The 719-nt window shown below is 26.3% G+C and carries 1 protein-coding gene; it reads right to left on the minus strand.

Translation table 11 applies throughout. The features are described from left to right. The coding region (locus A9G11_RS14550) for a hypothetical protein (RefSeq protein WP_176701290.1) at window positions 1–719 on the minus strand (719 nt) is incomplete at both ends.

Here is a 719-nt window from a genome sequence, read left to right on the forward strand (position 1 = left end):
CCAGTTCATCGAGATAAACTGGTGGCGGAAATGTTAAGCAAATTTGATTTATCTCTTTATCAATTATGTCTATATTCTCATTAACCGTTGGATTTTTTTCTGCAAGGGATACTAGCTTTTGAGATAAAATATCGTGGTAATAACGATAGGAATCCAAAATACACATAGTACTACTATATTCGTTTTGATAACAAGTTTTTAGCTTGTCAGTTTTAAACACCGATGAAGAGGATTGGTTTAGTACTTTAAATTGATCTGGATAAATAATTTGATATTGGTAAGAATCATTGATTAATAATTTTTTTAGTTTAAATTGTAAATTCTCCTTATCAATTTGATAATGTTTCCAAAATATAAACTCAGTACGAAAGCCTAAATCTTTTATTTGTGATAAATAAATATCACCATTAGGACTAATATAATACTCATTAATACCTAACCAATAAGTATTGTGAGTATTATAAAAATGACTAGCTAAAATAATTTTATCTTTGATGTCCTGTTTATACATTAATGATAACTCTATTTCAGCTACAATAATATTTTGAGGATGAGCTCCTTGATTATCGATGTATTTATATTTTTTTTTATTTAAAACCAGTTTTAAATCTTCATCAGTATATATAACTGTGTTTTTATGGATTATGTCGTATAAATCATTAAAATCTGTTTCTATCGAGTTTGGAGGGCAATTTTCTTCTTTTCTAGTATTAATAAAC

This window comes from Gilliamella sp. wkB108 (assembly GCF_001690195.1).
Lineage (GTDB): Bacteria > Pseudomonadota > Gammaproteobacteria > Enterobacterales > Orbaceae > Gilliamella > Gilliamella apicola_L.